At 71.0% G+C, this 15,235-nt stretch carries 16 protein-coding genes; 10 read left to right on the top strand and 6 right to left on the bottom strand.

Annotated features, from left to right (window positions below; genetic code table 11):
- Positions 1–50 precede the first annotated feature (50 nt).
- Positions 51–728, top strand: coding sequence for an organomercurial lyase (gene merB / locus BKN51_RS04210; protein ID WP_101606364.1), 678 nt, complete (start codon positions 51–53; stop codon positions 726–728).
- Here the strand turns inward: merB and BKN51_RS04205 are convergent.
- Both BKN51_RS04205 and BKN51_RS04200 read right to left on the bottom strand, forming a co-directional pair.
- Positions 725–1,030 carry an AzlD domain-containing protein gene (locus BKN51_RS04205; protein ID WP_101606363.1) on the bottom strand — a complete coding sequence of 102 codons (306 nt, stop codon included), beginning with the start codon at positions 1,028–1,030 and terminating at the stop codon, positions 725–727. The two genes, merB and BKN51_RS04205, sit on opposite strands and share 4 nt — an antisense overlap.
- Complete coding sequence (locus BKN51_RS04200) at positions 1,027–1,695, bottom strand: AzlC family ABC transporter permease (protein ID WP_101606362.1); 669 nt, start codon at positions 1,693–1,695, stop codon at positions 1,027–1,029. The genes BKN51_RS04205 and BKN51_RS04200 overlap by 4 nt, the downstream gene beginning before the upstream one ends.
- Before the next feature lie 48 nt (positions 1,696–1,743).
- On the opposite strand from BKN51_RS04200, the gene BKN51_RS04195 reads away from it, so the two are divergent.
- The 5 genes from BKN51_RS04195 to BKN51_RS04175 all read left to right on the top strand — a co-directional run bounded on the left by BKN51_RS04195 (position 1,744) and on the right by BKN51_RS04175 (position 6,650).
- Positions 1,744–2,307 (top strand): CGNR zinc finger domain-containing protein, encoded by a 564-nt coding sequence (locus tag BKN51_RS04195; protein ID WP_101606361.1) that lies wholly within the window; start codon positions 1,744–1,746, stop codon positions 2,305–2,307.
- Positions 2,308–2,375: 68 nt separating this feature from the next.
- Positions 2,376–3,467: a polyprenyl synthetase family protein gene (locus BKN51_RS04190; RefSeq protein WP_101606360.1), complete on the top strand. Its 1,092-nt coding sequence runs from the start codon at positions 2,376–2,378 to the stop codon at positions 3,465–3,467.
- Complete coding sequence (crtI, locus tag BKN51_RS04185; protein ID WP_101606359.1) at positions 3,467–4,942, top strand: phytoene desaturase family protein; 1,476 nt, start codon at positions 3,467–3,469, stop codon at positions 4,940–4,942. The genes BKN51_RS04190 and crtI overlap by 1 nt, the downstream gene beginning before the upstream one ends.
- Positions 4,939–5,868 carry a phytoene/squalene synthase family protein gene (locus tag BKN51_RS04180; RefSeq protein ID WP_101606358.1) on the top strand — a complete coding sequence of 310 codons (930 nt, stop codon included), beginning with the start codon at positions 4,939–4,941 and terminating at the stop codon, positions 5,866–5,868. Before crtI ends, BKN51_RS04180 begins: the two co-directional genes overlap by 4 nt.
- Positions 5,865–6,650, top strand: coding sequence for an LLM class F420-dependent oxidoreductase (locus BKN51_RS04175; RefSeq protein ID WP_101606357.1), 786 nt, complete (start codon positions 5,865–5,867; stop codon positions 6,648–6,650). Before BKN51_RS04180 ends, BKN51_RS04175 begins: the two co-directional genes overlap by 4 nt.
- 84 nt (positions 6,651–6,734) lie before the next feature.
- Here the strand turns inward: BKN51_RS04175 and BKN51_RS04170 are convergent, their stop codons facing one another.
- Positions 6,735–7,283, bottom strand: a complete 549-nt coding sequence (locus tag BKN51_RS04170) for a CGNR zinc finger domain-containing protein (RefSeq protein ID WP_101606356.1) — start codon at positions 7,281–7,283, stop codon at positions 6,735–6,737.
- Positions 7,284–7,305: 22 nt separating this feature from the next.
- Here BKN51_RS04170 and BKN51_RS04165 point away from each other — a divergent pair, with 22 nt between their 5' ends.
- A complete protein-coding gene (locus BKN51_RS04165) occupies positions 7,306–8,475 on the top strand; it encodes an MFS transporter (RefSeq protein ID WP_101606355.1) in 1,170 nt (389 codons plus the stop codon).
- On the opposite strand, the gene BKN51_RS04160 is transcribed toward BKN51_RS04165, so the two are convergent.
- The gene (locus BKN51_RS04160) at positions 8,444–8,812 is read right to left on the bottom strand and encodes an Rv2175c family DNA-binding protein (RefSeq protein WP_101606354.1); all 369 of its coding nucleotides are present in this window, start codon (positions 8,810–8,812) and stop codon (positions 8,444–8,446) included. The two genes, BKN51_RS04165 and BKN51_RS04160, sit on opposite strands and share 32 nt — an antisense overlap.
- Before the next feature lie 184 nt (positions 8,813–8,996).
- On the opposite strand from BKN51_RS04160, the gene pknB reads away from it, so the two are divergent.
- Together pknB and BKN51_RS04150 are read left to right on the top strand one after the other, a co-directional pair.
- Positions 8,997–11,051, top strand: a complete 2,055-nt coding sequence (gene pknB, locus BKN51_RS04155) for a Stk1 family PASTA domain-containing Ser/Thr kinase (RefSeq protein ID WP_101606353.1) — start codon at positions 8,997–8,999, stop codon at positions 11,049–11,051.
- 118 nt (positions 11,052–11,169) lie between these two features.
- Positions 11,170–11,952: a hypothetical protein gene (locus BKN51_RS04150; RefSeq protein WP_101606352.1), complete on the top strand. Its 783-nt coding sequence runs from the start codon at positions 11,170–11,172 to the stop codon at positions 11,950–11,952.
- A 728-nt stretch (positions 11,953–12,680) separates the two neighbouring features.
- On the opposite strand, the gene BKN51_RS04145 is transcribed toward BKN51_RS04150, so the two are convergent.
- Complete coding sequence (locus BKN51_RS04145) at positions 12,681–13,514, bottom strand: NAD(P)H-binding protein (RefSeq protein ID WP_101606351.1); 834 nt, start codon at positions 13,512–13,514, stop codon at positions 12,681–12,683.
- A 95-nt stretch (positions 13,515–13,609) separates the two neighbouring features.
- Between BKN51_RS04145 and BKN51_RS04140 the strand changes: the two genes are divergently transcribed.
- Positions 13,610–14,365, top strand: a complete 756-nt coding sequence (locus BKN51_RS04140; RefSeq protein WP_101606350.1) for a TetR/AcrR family transcriptional regulator — start codon at positions 13,610–13,612, stop codon at positions 14,363–14,365.
- 30 nt (positions 14,366–14,395) lie between these two features.
- On the opposite strand, the gene BKN51_RS04135 is transcribed toward BKN51_RS04140, so the two are convergent.
- Positions 14,396–15,220 carry a cell division protein FtsQ/DivIB gene (locus tag BKN51_RS04135; RefSeq protein ID WP_101606349.1) on the bottom strand — a complete coding sequence of 275 codons (825 nt, stop codon included), beginning with the start codon at positions 15,218–15,220 and terminating at the stop codon, positions 14,396–14,398.
- Positions 15,221–15,235 lie beyond the last annotated feature (15 nt).

Raw genomic sequence — 15,235 nt, 5'->3', positions numbered from 1 at the left:
CACTCGCGAGCGGTTGCCGAGCGGCGTCCACCTGGGGAGACTCTGGAACCATGAGCGCCGAAGACGACACCAGCTGGGACGAAGACGTCCGCGTCGCGGTCTACCGGGCGTTCGCCGAGCACGGGAGGCGGCCGACGGCGCCGGAGCTGGCCGATGCCGCCCACGGGTCGCTGGCGGTGGCGAAACAGGCGTTGCACCGGCTCGCGGAGCAACGCCACGTGGTGCTCGACGCCCGCGAGCACGTCGTGATGGCGCATCCGTTCGCGGCGATCCCGCTGGGGTTCTCCGTGATGGGCGAACGGACGCTGTGGTGGGGCGGGTGCGCGTGGGACGCGTTCGCGATCCCGCATCTGGTCAAGGGCGAACCCGAGGTGCTCGTGTCCACCCGCTGCCGCGGCTGCGGCGAGCCGCAGGCCCTGATGGTGAACGACCGGACCCCGCCGAAGGGTGAACTCGTCGCGCACTTCCTGGTCCCGGCGGCGCGGATGTGGGACGACGTCGTGCACACCTGCGGCAACCAGCGCCTGTTCTGCGGCGAGTCCTGTGTGGACGGATGGCTCACGGAAACGGGCCAGGACAAGGGTTACGTCCTGGACCTGGCGACCTTGTGGCGGCTCGCGGCAGGCTGGTACGAAGGCAGGCTCGACCACGGCTACACCCGCCGCGAGCCGAAGGACGCGGCCGCGTATTTCGCCAAGGCCGGGCTCTCCGGGCCGTTCTGGAGCTAGATCAGGAACCGCAGCGCGGCGGTGACGACGACGCCGCACAGGATCGCGGCGAGCACCGGCACGCGCAGCACGTAGGTGACGGCGATCGCGGCCAGGCCCGCGCAGAGCGTCCAGTCGACGCCGGACCAGGCCGGGCCGGTCACGTCGGTGAGCACCAGCCCGGCCAGCAGGGCGGGCGCCAGCAGCGCGATCACCCCGGCCAGGCGCGGCGGCAGGTCCCGGTCGCCGAGCAGGACCGGGCCCACCGCCTTGAACCCGATGCTGACCAGCGCGACGACGACGATGGCGATCCAGAGCGTCATCGCCGCACCCCCAGGCCCACCAGCGCGGCGGCCGAGGCCCCGATCAGCGCGAGCCCGACCGGGACGAACAGCACCAGGGCCCCGGCGAGGCAGGCGGCGAGGGCCGCGGTCAGGACGGCCTCGCGTGAGCGGCGCAGCTCGTCGATGAGCAGGACCAGGAAGAAGCCGGGGAAGACGACGTCGAGCCCGAAGCGCGCGACGACGTCCGGAGAGGGCGCTGCCACGACACCGAGCACCGTGCCCAGCACCCACGCGGGCAACTGGACGAGCGTGCAGCCGATGAGTTTCTCGCGGTCGAAGCGCCCGCCGCCGAGGTGGGCGGCCACCCACGAACCGTCGACGACGGCCTGGCCCTCCCATGCCCGGCGCAGCCGCCCGCCGCGCAGGTCCTTGGCGACGGCGGCGCCCATCGGCAGGAACCGGGCGTTGATCAGGGCCGCGGCGCCGACCGCGACGGCGAGGTTGCCGCCGCCCGCGAGCGCGGTGGCCATCGCGAACTGGGCAGAGCCGGAGAACACGATGATCGACGCGACGATCGGGGCCGCGATCCCCCAGTTCAGAGTCTGGCTGTAGGCGCCGAAGGTGACACCGAGGACGAAGGTCGCGACACCCAGCCCGAGGCCGACGCGGGCGCCGGCCAGATAGTGCTGCCGGAGCGTTGTCATACGACCGACCCTAACAAGCTAAACTGAGTTTGACCATTAGGAGGGCGCGTGGACGGCCACTGGGACGGGTACGACAGCATCGGCGGGAGCGTGCCGTTGGACCTGGTCAACACCGTTTCCTGGCGGCGCGATCCGGCCAGGCGGGACGATCGGCTTTCGGATCCCGCGCGGCTGTCCGAGTGGGTCGTCCTGGTCGGCGCGGGCACCGAACGACTGGAGATCTCCGAGGCCGTCTTCGACACGGTGAAGTCGTTCCGCGAGACGCTCTACCGGGTGCTCGTTTCGGACCCTCCGGACGTCACGGCGTTGCGGAAGACCCTGGTCGCGGCGTACCGGCACGCCGAACTCGCGCCGTCCTTGCCGCTGCGGTGGACGGTGCCGTTGACCGGCGACGCCGCGCTGCCGCACTTCCTCGCGCTCTCGGCCGAGGAGCTGCTGCGGTCCGGCGAACTCGCGCGGATCCGGGAGTGCGAGGGGCCGGGGTGCGGCTGGATCTTCACCGACCAGACCCGCAACCGGTCGCGACGATGGTGCAGTTCGTCGGACTGCGGGAACCGGGCGCGCGCGAAGCGGCATTACGACAAGGAAGCGCGCGACAAAGGCCGCGGTTGACGTCTGTTTCGCCACATTCCGCGGCACCCGACTGGGTCACGGCGGTGTCCTTCCCGGAGGATGTGCTCATGGACACGTCCGCCTACGACGCCGATCTGCCCGCCCACGTCGAGCGGGCACTGGCCGGGTTCCTCGAGCGCGCCGGTGCCGAAATCCGCCGCACCGAACCGACCGTCGGGGCCGGGATCGACGCGCTGGCCGGATTCGTGCTGGGCGGCGGCAAACGCCTGCGCCCGACGTTCGCCTGGTGGGGCTGGCGCGGCGCGGGCGGCGATCCGGCGGGGCCGGACGTCGAAGGCGTGCTGCAGGCTGTCGCGAGCCTGGAGCTGATCCAGGCGTGCGCGCTGATCCACGACGACCTCATCGACTCCTCCGATTCGCGCCGCGGTTCGCCGACGGTGCACATCGCGGGCGCGAAACTGCACGCCGACAGCGGCTGGATGGGTTCGCCGAGCACGTTCGGGCTCGCGACCGCCGTCCTGGTCGGCGACCTCGCGCTGGCCTGGGCCGACGACATGTTCGGCGAGGCCCCGCTTCCGCCCGCCGCGCTGGCCGCCGCGCGGCCCGCGTGGCGCGCGATGCGCACCGAGGTGCTCGCCGGGCAGTACCTCGACGTCCGCACGCAGGCCACCGGGGACGCCTCCCCCGAGGCCGCGCTGCACATCTGCAAGCTCAAGACGGCCGCGTACACCGTCATGCGCCCGCTTCACCTCGGTGCCGCGCTCGGCGGCGCCGACGACGCCCTGATCGCGACGCTGCGCGAGTTCGGCGACGAGGTCGGCGTGGCGTTCCAGTTGCGCGACGACCTCCTCGGCGTCTTCGGCGACCCGTCGGTCACCGGGAAGCCCGCGGGCGACGACCTGCGTGAGGGCAAGCGGACGCTGCTGGTCGCGCTGGGTCTCCAGCGCGCGGCCGAGCAGGGCAAGGACGCCGCGGCGCGGGTCATCTCCGACGCCATCGGCGACGCGCACCTGTCCGAAGACGCCGTCGAGACCGTGCGCGAGGCACTGCAGGACGTCGGCGCGGTCGACGCGGTGGAACGCCGTATCGACGAGCTCACCGAGTCCGCGATGGCGGCGCTGGACCGCGCCCACCTGGCCGAGCCCGCTCCCGCCGCGCTGACCGGGCTGGTCGTCAAGGCGACCCAGCGGACGTACTGATGCGCACCGTCACCGGTCCGAGTGACCACGTGGTGGTGATCGGTGGCGGGCTCGCCGGATTGTCGGCGACGCTGCACCTGCTCGGCGCCGGACGCCGGGTGACCCTGCTGGAGCAGGACAAGAGCCCCGGCGGACGAGCCGGGCAGGCGGATTTCGGCGGCAACACCGTCGACACCGGCGCCAGCGTGCTGACCATGCCGGAGCTGCTCGACGAGGCCTTCTCCGCGGTCGGCGAATCGCTGGCGGACAACCTGACGCTGACCCGGCTCGACCCGGCCTACCGCGCGCGGTTCGCCGACGGCAGCACCATCGCCGTGCACACCGAAGCGGCGGCGATGGAGGCCGAGATCCGTGCGGCCGCCGGTCCGGCCGAAGCCGAGGGCTACCGTCGTCTGCGGCGCTGGCTGACCGAGTTGTACGCGGTCCAGAAGGACCACTTCATCGGTGCGAACTTCGATTCCCCGCTCGATCTCGTCCGCCCGGAGCTGGCGAAACTGGCCGCGCTGGGCGGTTTCGGACGGCTCGGCCCGAAAATCGGCGGCTTCCTGCGCGACGACCGGGTGCGCCGCCTGTTCTCGTTCCAGGCGCTCTACGCGGGACTCGATCCGGCCCGCGCGATCGGCGCGTACGGCGTCATCTCCTTCATGGACACCGTCGGCGGGGTCTACTACCCGTCGGGCGGGATGGGCGAGATCGCCCGGACGATGGCGAACGCGGCCGAACGGGCCGGCGCCGAAGTGCGCTTCGGCACCGAAGCCGCTTGGCTGGAAAGGGTTTCCTCGCGGGTGCGCGCGGTGCGGACCCGCTCGGGCGAGCGGATCCCTTGCGACACCGTGGTTCTCGCGACCGAGCTCGGTACCGCGTACCGGCTGCTCGGCGCCCGCCCTCGTCGCCCGCTGCCGCTGCGGTACTCGCCGTCGGCCGTCGTCCTGCACGGGCACGCGCCGAAGTCGTGGCCGGATTTGGGCCACCACACCATCTACTTCGGTCACGCCTGGGAAAAGACGTTCTCGGAGATCATCCGCGAGGGCAGACTGATGAGCGATCCGTCGCTGCTGGTGACCCGGCCGACCGCGACCGAACCCGGGCTCGCCCCCGGTGGCGACCAGGTGATCTCGGTGCTGGCCCCGGCGCCGAACCTGCGCCGCGGCAAGATCGACTGGGGCCGGGTCGGTCCCGCCTATCGCACGGAACTCCTGCGGACACTGGAAAACCGCGGCCTCACCGGCTTCGCGGACGACTTCGCCGTCGACGAGACGATCACCCCGGCGGGCTGGGCGGAGCGCGGGCTCACCGCGGGCACCCCGTTCTCCCTCGCGCACACTTTCGCCCAGACCGGCCCGTTCCGGCCGGGAAACCTGGTGCGGGCGGCGGAAAACGTCGTGCTGGCGGGCTGCGGGACCACACCGGGCGTCGGCATCCCGCCGGTGGTGATCTCCGGCAGGCTCGCGGCGGGAAGGGTCACCGGCCGATGAACGAACTCGACGCCGCGGGCATCACCGGACCGGCGTTGCGGGCGGCGTACACCGAATGCCGCCGCATCAACGCGCACTACGGCCGCACGTTCTTTCTCGCGACCCGGCTGCTGCCGTCGCGGACGCGGCCGTTCGCGCACGCGCTGTACGGCTTCGCGCGGATGGCCGACGAGCTGGTCGACAACCCCGCGCCCGGCACCGATCCCGCCGTCGCGCTGGACGAGGTCGCCGTCCTGGTCGCACGGGTCTTCGACGGCGCCACGCCCGGCGATCCGGTGCTGGCCGCGCTCGCCGACACCGTGCGGCGCCACGATCTGGACCGCGAACTGTTCGACGCCTTCCTGCGGTCGATGGCGATGGACCTCAAGATCACCGAGTACGCGACCTACGCCGATCTCAAGGAGTACGTCCACGGTTCGGCCGAGGTGATCGGCCTGCAGATGCTGCCGGTCTTCGGCACCGTCGTCCCGGTCGCGGAGGCGGCCGCCGGCGCGGCCGCGCTGGGCGAGGCGTTCCAGCTGACCAACTTCCTGCGTGACGTCGGCGAGGACCTCGACCGGGGGAGGCTGTACCTGCCCACCGAGGAACTGGCCGCGTTCGGCGTCGACCGCGAACTGCTCGCATGGTCCCGCGCCCGCGGGCTGCCGGACCGGCGGGTGCGGCGCGCGCTCGCCGTGACGGTGGCGCGCAACCGGGCGGTGTACCGCCGCGCCGAAGCGGGAATCCCGTTGCTGCGCGAGGAATCCCGGGACTGCGTGCGGACGGCGCTCGTACTCTACGAAGGCATTCTCGACGAAATCGTGGCCCTCGGTTACGACGTGCTGAACACACGCGCCGTCGTGCCCCGCCGTCGTCGCGCGGCCGTCGCCCTGCCGAGGTTACTGGCGAGCGCGTGGAGCAACTCCAGGCTTAAGGTGCGATCATGACCTCTGCTGCGAACAGGAAGATCCGGATCGGCGTGCAGCTGCAGCCGCAGCACGCCGAGTACAAGGCGATCCGCCGGGCGGCTTCGGAAGCCGAAGACCTCGGTGTGGACATCGTGTTCAACTGGGACCACTTCTATCCGCTGTACGGCGAGCCCGAGGGCCTGCACTACGAGTGCTGGACCATGCTGGGCGCCTGGGCGGAGTCCACGTCACGGGTCGAGATCGGCGCGCTGGTGACGTGCAACAGCTACCGCAACCCCGAACTGCTGGCCGACATGGCCCGCACCGTCGACAACATCTCCGACGGGCGGCTGATCCTCGGCGTCGGCTCCGGCTGGTTCGAGAAGGACTACGACGAGTACGGCTACGAGTTCGGCACCGCGGGCGGGCGGCTCGACAACCTCGCCGAGGCGCTCCCCCGGATCGAGAGCAGGCTCGGGAAGCTGAACCCGCAGCCGGTCCGCAAGATCCCGGTGCTGATCGGCGGCGGCGGCGAGAAGAAGACGCTGCGCCTGGTCGCGAAGCACGCCGACATCTGGCACGGCTTCGGCGACCCGGAGGTCGTCGAGCGCAAGGTCAGGATCCTCGACCAGCACTGCGCCGACGTCGGCCGGGACCCGAAGGAGATCGAGCGTTCGGTCGCCGTCGAGGGCGAGCCCGAGGAACTGGGCCCGAAGCTGCTGGAGCAGGGCGTCTCGCTGTTCACCGTGGCCACCGGCGGACCGGACTTCAACCTCGACAAGCTCCGGTCTTGGATCGCTTGGCGCGACAAGCAGGGCTGATTTCCCCGTCGCGCGCGCTATGAAAGGCCCGTTACTTGCAAAATTTGCAAGTAACGGGCCTTTCATAGCGTCCCGGCACCCCACTCACGACCGCGACCGACGGTGAGCCGCGACCCGCTCCCGGGTCGCGCACCGCGTCGAGCAGTACCGCCGCGGACTCCCCCCACCCAAGTGCGCGAAGGGCTTCCCGCAGCCCGAAGCGGCGCACAGCCCGCCCGGCGGCGCCTGACGGTCCGCCAGCAGGACCGCCAGCGCCAGCGCGGACGACGTCACCAGCCACGCGCCCCACGGGCCGTCGTCGTCGGCGTCCACATGCAGGTGCCAGCCGAAGCCGTCGGAGTGATCGGTCAGCCGGGGCGGATGCGCGTAGCGGGCCAACAGGCGATTGAGCACGTCGGCCGCCTCCGCGGCATCCCGCGCCGCGAAGACCTCACGCAGTTCCAGAGCCGCCTCGCGCAGCGAAGCCACATCCGAAGGTCCCAGCTCGACGGAAGTCTCACCGTGCGCCTCCAGGACCGCCTGGACACCCGAAACCGTAGGCGCCCCGAGCAAGACCTCCAGCAGATCCACCGCACGCTGCGCCGCCGCCCGCGCGGACCGGCCGGGCAGGAAATCCCGCTGCGTCGAAGCCATGCCCCACTGTAACGTCTTTCTCATGAGAGGCCGTTACAGACTCGCCGTCTATCTCGTCGGCGCGACGGTCGCCAGGACCGGCGACGAACTCTCCGGGCCGGCGTTGCTCCTGCTCGGCCTCGGTGTCGACGGCTCGGCGGCGACCGGATCCGCCCTGCTCGCGGGCCTGACGATTTCCGCGGCGGCGGGCGGGCCGCTGCTCGGCGCGCTGCTCGACCGCAGCGCCCGTCCGGGGCGGCTGCTGGCGTGGGCGCTGCTCGCCTACGCGGGCGGGCTCGGCGCGGTGCTCGCGCTCGTCGAAGTCCCCGCGGCGATCGCGGTGGCCGTCGCGGCCGGGCTGCTCAATCCGGCGCTGGCCGGGGGCTGGACGGCGCAACTTCCCCACGTCCGCGGCACGACACCACTGGCCAGGGCCAGCACGCTCGACGCGATGACGTTCACCGCCGCGAGCCTCGCCGGGCCGGGGCTCGCCGGGCTCGTCGCCGCTTACGCCGGCGCCCCGGCAGCCGTGGCCGTCGCGATCACGCTGGTCGCGGTGGCCTTCCCCGCGGCCTGGTCGCTTCCCGCCGTCGAGGCGAAGCCCGCGAAACCGATCCGGCGACGGCTCGCCGACGGGTTCGCGGTCCTCTTCCGGAACCGCGCGCTGCTCCGGGCCACCGCGACGTCGACGGTGTCCTTCGCCGGAATCGGGACCGCCGTCGTCTGCTATCCGCTGCTCGGCGCCCAACGGCTGGAAAACCCGGGGTTCGGCGCGCTCCTGCTCACCGTGCTGGCCGCCGCGTCACTGGTCGCGAACGCCGTGCTGGCCCGCAGGCCGCCGCCACCGGACCGCACCGTGCTCGCCACCACCGGTTTGCTGGGCGCGAGCTTCCTGCTCGCGGCGGCGGGCCACGACGTGGTGACCCTGCTGGCCGCGGCCGTCCTCGCCGGACTCGCCGAAGGACCGCAACTTTCGGCGCTTTTCGCCATCCGGCATCGCGAGGCGCCCCCGGAGGTGCGGGCTCAGGTTTTCACGACGGCGGCGAGCGTGAAGATCACCGGACTCGCAGTGGGCGCCGCGGCCGCGGGACCGTTGAGCGCACTCTCCGTAACCGCCGCGCTGGGCTTCGCGGCGGGCTGTCAGCTGCTCGCCGCCGCGACGTATGTCCTGGTCAGAACGCCTAGAACGCCATCGCCTGCGCGCGCCGCTTGACCTCGGTGCCGTGGCTGGTGCGGAGCGCGTTGACCGGGGTGGCGCCCGGCAGGGTCTCGTCTTCGGCGAAGAGCCAGCGCAGCATCTCCGTCCGGCTGAACCCGGAGTCCGCGAGCACGGTGATGGTGCCCGCCAGGCCCTTGACCACGCCGTCCTTCACCAGGAACGCGCCCGGCACGTACAGGTCGCCCTTGCGCCGGACGGCGATCAGGTGACCGTCGCGCAGCATCTGGCGGACCTTGTTGGCCGAAACGTTCAGCGCGGTCGCGACCTCCGGAATCGGGAGAACGGCCACATCTGCATCGAGAACGTCGTCGGCGACGGGAATACCACTCACAGGTGACACTGTGCCACATTCCGTCTCCGGCTCCGTTAGTACGCTTGGGTGACGGCCTGGACATAACGGAGAGTGCCGGAGTGGTCACGCATACCGCCGATTCGACGAAATGACGGAAATCGTGATCCCCGGCGAGCCAGGTCCCGTACACCAGAACATGCGTACTTCCGTACGATCCATAGCCGTGACACGCACGGATCCCACTCTGGTGGGCACTCTGCTCGAGGGCCGCTACCGGGTGGACAAGCTGCTCGCACGCGGTGGGATGTCGTCGGTGTACCGCGGCGTCGACACCCGCTTGGACCGCCAGGTCGCCATCAAGATCATGGACCCGCGGTTCGCCGACGACCGGTCCTTCGTCGAGCGCTTCGAACGGGAAGCCCGTTCGGCGGCCCGGCTGCACCATCCCCACGTGGTCGCGGTGCACGACCAGGGCTTCGACACCCCCGGCGGGGAGGAGTCCGGCCGCGCGTTCCTGGTGATGGAACTCGTCGACGGCGGGACCCTGCGCGAACTGCTGGCCGAACGCGGCCCACTGGACATCGCGCTCGCGCTGAGCATCACCGAACCGGTGCTGTCCGCGCTGGCCGCGGCGCACGCCGCCGGACTGGTGCACCGCGACGTCAAACCGGAGAACGTGCTCATCGGCCGCGGCGGCACGGCGCTTTCGGGCGGCGTGGTCAAGGTGGGCGACTTCGGCCTGGTCCGCGCGATCGCGAGCGCGGGCACCACGAGTTCGAGCGTCATCCTCGGCACCGTCGCCTACGTCTCGCCCGAGCAGGTCGCCACCGGCGAGACCACCTCGAGCGGCGACGTCTACTCGGCCGGGATCCTGCTGTACGAGATGCTCACCGGGCGCGCGCCGTACACCGGCGACACCGCGATCTCGGTGGCGTACCGGCACGTCAACGACGACGTCCCGCGCCCGAGCGAACTGCGCCCGGACCTCCCGCCGATGCTGGACGAGCTGATCCTGCGCGCCACCCGGCGCGACCCCGCGCAGCGCCCGGCCGACGCCGCGGCGTTCCTCGCCGAGCTGAACCACCTGCGCACCGCCCTCGGTGTCCCGCCGGTCCCGGTCCCCGTGCCGCTGCCCGCGGACTCCGACCGGGAGACCGACGCCGAGCGCACCACCCCCGGCATCCCCGCCGTCCCCGCGATGAACCCCGCCATGGCGACGACGGTGCTGACCCCGGTCGCCGAGGCGACCATGCCGGTCACCGGTCCGCGCGGAACGCAGGCGCTGCACCGGGAGCCGCAGTTCCCCGCCGCCCAGCCGCCCCGGACGCCTCCCCCGCGTCCCAAACCGCCCGCGGACGACGACGAACCGCAGTCGCGCAAACGCCTCTACCTCATGATCGCTGCCGCGGTGGTGATCCTCGGCGGCCTGATCGGCGCCTTCGCCTTCATCCTCAACGACTCCGGCCCGACCTCGTCGTCGGTGCCGAAGCTGGCCGGGATGAACCAGGCCGCCGCCGGTGACGCGCTCAGGTCGGCGAAGCTGACCCCGGCCTACACCGAGGAGTACAGCGACACCGCCGCGCAGCACACGGTGATCCGGTCCGATCCGGGAGCGGGCACGTCGCTCGCGCCGGGCGCCACGGTCAACGTCGTGCTGTCCAAGGGCCGCCCGATCGTGCCGGACATCCAGGCCGGGACGAGCCAGCAGGACGCGGAGACGGCGATCAAGGCCGCGCAGCTGACCCCGGTGCCGGGCGAGCAGGAGTACAGCGACGTCGCCAAGGGCAAGGTGATCCGCGTCGACCCGAGCGCCGGTTCCCAGCTGAACATCGGCGGGCAGGTCACGCTCATCCTGTCGAAGGGCCCCGAACCGCTGCCGCCGGTCCCGGACGTCACGGGCCAGGCCAAGGACGCCGCCTTCCAGATCCTGCAGCAGGCCGGCTTCCAGCCGTTCCAGGCGGGCGAGGAGTTCTCCGACCAGCTCGCCGCCGGCCAGGTGACCCGCACCGACCCCAAGGGCGGCGGCAAGGCGAGCAACCGCCGGATCGGCGTGTTCGTTTCGAACGCCGTCGAAGTACCCAACGTGACCTTCAAGCGGATGGAGGAGGCGGTCCAGATCCTGCGCCAGGCGGGGCTGGACGCCGACCGTGAGGGTCGAGGAAACGGCAACGGTCACGGCGGCGGAAACGGTGGTTTCGACTTCGTCCTGCAGCAGGATCCGCAGCCGGGCACCAAGGTGCCGAAGGGGACGAAAGTGCGGCTCAGGGGCTTCGGGTGACGCGAAAGGTGCGTTGAAACCGTTCAGTACCGGCATGGTCATCGGATACCGTGAACCGCATGGTGGTCATTGACTGCGTGAACGGCGTGTCAGCCAGGTTCGCCCCACCCGGTCCGCGATGAGCTTCTTCGCGGACGGTCCGCGCAGCCGTCCCTTGTTCCCGGTGCCGGAGCAAGAGCTCTTCGGCTACAACGGCCGCCCCTGGGTGGACTCGCCGCACGAGTACATCGTCCCGGCGATCCTGCCCTGGTCGATGCCGCTGGGCCGCGCCGAACGGACCATCGTGGCGTTGCGCGGCATCGAGGTGTGGCCGGAGGCGGTGACCTTCCAGCTGTCGGTGTACTCGCGGGATCTCCTGCTGGACGAACCCGGCGAGGGCCTGATCGACCACCGCCGGGTCCCGGACTACAACGCGCTGCTGGTCGGAGTGCTCTTCCCCGACGGACGCCGGGCCAGTTCGGAGACCATCTCCGTGCCGTCCGCCACCAAACCGGACCAGCCGGTGCTGCGTGCCCAAGGGCTGGGCGGTTCGGCGTTCCACGTCGACCACGAGATCTTCCTGTGGCCGCTGCCGCCCGCAGGCCCGCTGGAGTTCGTCGTCCAGTGGCTCGACCGCGACATCGAGGAGACGCGTACCTCGCTCGACGGCACCGCGATCCACGACGCCGCCAAGGAGGCGAGCGAGATCTGGCCCGGCCTGCCCGCCCGCGAGACGCACGGGCTGCCGGTCCGCCGGGTCGGGGCGCAGGCGATGATCACCCCCACCTGGCCCCGCGAGTCGCAGGGCCCGCCCCCGCTGCCCCAGCCGAAACGGTCTGCCCCGCCACCCGTTCAGGCGACGACGGAGCAGCCGCGACGAGGCGCGCCACTGCCGACGCGCCTCCCCCGCCGGGCACGCTGACGACCGCGGACGCCGCGTGAAGGCCCCCTTCACGCGGCTCAGGCGACCCAGGGTTCCAGACCGCAGTGGGCCTCGTTGACGGTGAAAGAATTGGGACACTCAACGTCCTAATTCCTTCACCGTCGCGAGAGCACTCCAGTCTTAGACCTTGATCAACGGAGGATCGGGGACACTCAACGTCCCCGATCCTCCGTTGATCAAGGTCATGCCGGTCACGACCTCCGGCCGACAACCGAGCGGGGAACGACGAACGCCGCAGCACGTTCGAGTGTGGAGGATTTGGGACGTTGAACGTCCCAAATCCTCCACACTCGCGCAGGCTCATCAGCCTCCGTTGATCAAGCTCAAGCAAGCGAGGCTAGGGACGGTTATTTGAGGAGAAAGTCAACGTGTCCTGTCGGGTGGCGAGTCCGTGAAGGCCTGTGGCCCCAGGAACAGCAGTAGTCACAGCGATGCCGCGTGGGAGTGTCGGGCTGGGTGAAGGGGACTTTCGCCGCATCGCACGCGGGAAAGCGCCCTTCGCGTCAAACCCCCGCCGGGTTCCGGTACCCCCGGGCCACGACGTCGAGTCACCGATCCCCGATCGCCCCGAATGTGGCATTGGGGACACTCAACGACCCCAATGCCACATTCGGCGCACACCTCAACGACACGCCACCTTTGCCTCACCCCTCAAGAGAACCAGCCTCCCCCGCCGGGCGCGCTGAGAGCCCACCACCCGCGTTTCGTCAGCGGAACGCTTCGACGTTCGCCACGGCCCACTCCGCATAGGAGACACCGGGCCGTCCGGTTAGCTCCTGGACGACGCCGGTGGGCGTGTCGGGGTTCTCGGTGAAGTACGCGAAGCCGTCGAGCAGCCACTCCGCGATCTCCACCGGGATCCCGGCGGCCGCCCACTGCTTGTTCGCCTCGTCCCGGGTGAGCTCTTGGAAGACCACCTCTTCGCCGAGCGCGGCCGAGATGGCGGCGACCTGTTCGCGCTGGCTGATCGCCGTCGGCCCGCTCAGCGTGTGCTTCTTGCCGTCGTGTCCCTCGGTCAGGATGACGTGCGCCGCGACGGCGGCGATGTCCCCGAGGTCGATCGGCGTCATCCGCGCTTCGGCGTAGGCCTCGCGGACCACTCGCTCGGCCTTGATCGTCTCCGCCCAGCCGAGCGTGTTGTTCATGAACGCGCCCGGCCGCAGGAACGTCCAGTCGAACCCTCCCTCCCGGACGGCCTTCTCGACGATCGCGTAGGCCACACCACTCGAGCCCTCCGACGGGTCGTCGGCGTTGCTGCCCGACAGAGCCACCACCCGGCGCACCCCGGCCTCCTTCGCCAGCTTCACGAAGTCGTCCACCGTGTCCGCCAGCGGCGCCAGGTACACGGTGTCGATGCCCTTCAAGGCCTCGGGCAGTGTCTCCGGCTTGCCCAGGTAGCCCTTGGCGACCTCCACCTGTTCCGGCAGCGCCGCCTTCACCGGGTTGACGGTCAGCGCCCGTACCGGCGCCCCGGCCTTCACCAGCTCGTCGACCAGCAGCCTGCCGACGCTTCCGGTCGCACCGGTCACCAGGATCGTCACGATTCCCCACTCCTTTTCGTACGTCCTACGGTAATAGTTTAACCGTACCGCATACGAGAATGTAGAATCCAGCTTCACGGCCGAGTGGAGTGTGGATGGACGTCGAGCGCAGCCTCGATCTGTTGTGGCGTGACCGCGGCGACGCCCGGCAGCCGACCAGGGGTCGGAAGCCGAAACTGACCCTCGACCAGGTGATCTCCACCGCCATCGCGCTCGCCGACGGCGCGGGCGAGGCGACCGTGTCGATGAGCCAGATCGCCAAGGAACTCGACGTCGGCACGATGACGCTCTACACCTACGTCCCCGGCAAGACCGAACTGCTCGACCTCATGGTGGACTCGGTGTTCGCCGGACGGGACCTCCCCGGCCCCGGCGAGCCCCGGCCGGACGGCTGGCGTGAGCAGGTGCGGCTCTACGCGGAGCGCACCCTGACCGTGTTCCGGGCGCATCCGTGGCTGCGCTCGACGTCGATGGTGCGGCCGGTGCTCGGACCCGGGCTGATGGCGGGTCAGGAGTACCTGATCGCGGCGGTGTCGGACATCGGGCTGCCGCCGCGCAAGGCCGCGGCCGCGGCGAACAGCATCGAGATCTACGTCCAGGCGAACGCGGCGCTATCGGCCGAGACAGCGCAGGTCGAGCAGGAGACCGGGCAGTCGACCGACGCCTGGTGGGGGCAGCGGTCGGTGTTCTGGGAGAAGTACTTCGACGTCGAGCGGCATCCGGCGATGACGCGGATGTGGGAAAGCGGCGGGTACGACGCCGAGACCTGCGATGCCGCCGACGAAAGCTTCACGTTCGGCCTGGAGCGCATGCTGGACGGCATCGAAGCCCTGGTCAACCCTCGCGTTTAGCCCTCTGGTTGCGGTAGTCGGCGAAACGCGTCAGGAGACGGTGGGCAGGTCCGGGGCCGAGACGTCGAAGACCTTCCCCTCGCGCGTGAGCAGCGCGGCGAGGACCTTCGCCTTGCGTTCGGTGTCGGCCGGGGTCCCCCACCGCACGGTCTTCCCATCGGCCAGCGCGAACTCGACGCTGCCGGGAGTCTTCGCCGTCGCGGTGGTGACCTGCTTGAGCAACTGCAGCGGGATCACGCCGAGGACGCCGGTCACCGCGCGGGTCACCGGGTCGTCGGCCGAGACCGACGGCAGCTTGAGCTCGGGCAGCCCCGCGGGCCGTTCCTTGACCGTCTTGAACACCACTCCCCCGCCGTCGACGAGGTGCACCCCGTCGCCGCCGGGCCCGCTGTCGAAGAACGCGATCGCGGCACGTTCGGTCACGGTGATCTCGAGGGTGCTCGGCCAGGACCGGGAGACGTCGACGGTGGCGATACCGGGCATCTGCGCCACCCGGTCGCGGATCTCGTCGGTGTCCAGGCGCAGCATCGGCTTCTGGTCCGGCACCGCCGCCGTGCCGCGGATCTGGTCCGCGGGCACGGAACTCGCGCCGACGACGTCCACCTGTTGCACGCCCAGCATCGAGCTGAACCACAGCAGGTAGACGAGCGCGACGACGGTCAGCACCGAAAGCAGCGCGACCCAGCGCCGCCGGATCTCCCTGCGCTTGACCGGCCGGGTGGTGCGGCGGCGGTCCTGGACGGACCGCTTGCCGCGCCGGGCCTTCGCCCGTCGAGCCCGGTCGGCCCCGGCCCGGTCCCTGCTCGGACGCCGACCGGGTTCGGCCGGGCGGCGGCGTTCCCCGGTCTGCGTCATGGCTGCCCGCCGGCC

This window comes from Amycolatopsis sp. BJA-103, assembly GCF_002849735.1.
Classification (GTDB): domain Bacteria; phylum Actinomycetota; class Actinomycetes; order Mycobacteriales; family Pseudonocardiaceae; genus Amycolatopsis.
This window is presented reverse-complemented; position numbering and strand designations above follow the sequence as displayed.

Bases quoted from the DNA above. Each gene is read 5' to 3' on its own strand.
- merB (WP_101606364.1), top strand. From the start codon at position 51: ATGAGCGCCGAAGACGACACCAGCTGGGACGAAGACGTCCGCGTCGCG.
- BKN51_RS04165 (WP_101606355.1), top strand. From the start codon at position 7,306: ATGAGAGGCCGTTACAGACTCGCCGTCTATCTCGTCGGCGCGACGGTC.
- BKN51_RS04180 (WP_101606358.1), top strand. From the start codon at position 4,939: ATGAACGAACTCGACGCCGCGGGCATCACCGGACCGGCGTTGCGGGCG.
- BKN51_RS04150 (WP_101606352.1), top strand. From the start codon at position 11,170: ATGAGCTTCTTCGCGGACGGTCCGCGCAGCCGTCCCTTGTTCCCGGTG.
- BKN51_RS04175 (WP_101606357.1), top strand. From the start codon at position 5,865: ATGACCTCTGCTGCGAACAGGAAGATCCGGATCGGCGTGCAGCTGCAG.
- BKN51_RS04200 (WP_101606362.1), bottom strand. From the start codon at position 1,695: ATGACAACGCTCCGGCAGCACTATCTGGCCGGCGCCCGCGTCGGCCTC.
- BKN51_RS04190 (WP_101606360.1), top strand. From the start codon at position 2,376: ATGGACACGTCCGCCTACGACGCCGATCTGCCCGCCCACGTCGAGCGG.
- BKN51_RS04135 (WP_101606349.1), bottom strand. From the start codon at position 15,220: ATGACGCAGACCGGGGAACGCCGCCGCCCGGCCGAACCCGGTCGGCGT.
- BKN51_RS04140 (WP_101606350.1), top strand. From the start codon at position 13,610: ATGGACGTCGAGCGCAGCCTCGATCTGTTGTGGCGTGACCGCGGCGAC.
- BKN51_RS04205 (WP_101606363.1), bottom strand. From the start codon at position 1,030: ATGACGCTCTGGATCGCCATCGTCGTCGTCGCGCTGGTCAGCATCGGG.
- BKN51_RS04170 (WP_101606356.1), bottom strand. From the start codon at position 7,283: ATGGCTTCGACGCAGCGGGATTTCCTGCCCGGCCGGTCCGCGCGGGCG.
- crtI (WP_101606359.1), top strand. From the start codon at position 3,467: ATGCGCACCGTCACCGGTCCGAGTGACCACGTGGTGGTGATCGGTGGC.